The organism is Microbacterium testaceum (assembly GCF_006539145.1).
GTDB lineage: Bacteria > Actinomycetota > Actinomycetes > Actinomycetales > Microbacteriaceae > Microbacterium > Microbacterium testaceum.
In genome coordinates, this window is record NZ_BJML01000028.1 from 1 (window position 1) to 563 (window position 563).

The following is a 563-nucleotide window of genomic DNA, read 5'->3' on the forward strand; positions in this document are numbered from 1 at the left end:
TTGCGCTGGTACGACCTCGCCTGGCCGAAACCGCAGCCGTGACCATCCGTTTCGACGGCGACCGCCATGCAGAGCTCATCGATGCGCTCCGCGACGCAACCGTGTCCATCGAGCGACATCTCGACGACCTCGATGCCGCCGTCGCCGCAGGCCGAGCCGAATGGACAGGAGACGCGAGAAACGCCTACGACGCGGCCCAGCGACAGTGGTCGGACGCTCTCGAGCGCATGAACACGAGTTTGGCTGACGCGGCGTCGGGGATGGATGCGGCGCGCTCGGCATTCGAGACCGCTGAGGCGCTGGTAACTCGCCTCTGGACCTGAGTCCACATCAACGTCAGCAATAGTGAGAGGGAGGATGCAGTGGCCCAGCGCTATTACTACACGATGGATGGCAGCTCCATGGAATTCGGCTCCGACTTTCGCGGCCCGCGTGATCAAGTAGCCCATCTTCTTGGCCTCCTCCGGCCGGGGGAGAGGTCCACATTCATACTCGGCGCCATTCCCGAAGGCATTCACTTCGCGCATCACATCCACGAAGGCGAGAAGTCTCGGTACCTGCAA

2 protein-coding genes are annotated in these 563 nt (G+C 62.9%); both read left to right on the forward strand.

All coding sequences use genetic code 11. From position 1 onward, the window contains the following. The coding region (locus MTE01_RS16885) for a WXG100 family type VII secretion target (protein ID WP_141378457.1) at nt 1–323 on the forward strand (323 nt) is incomplete at its 5' end. Between the two features lie 39 nt (nt 324–362). After that, the coding region (locus MTE01_RS17260) for a hypothetical protein (RefSeq protein ID WP_218026388.1) at nt 363–563 on the forward strand (201 nt) is incomplete at its 3' end.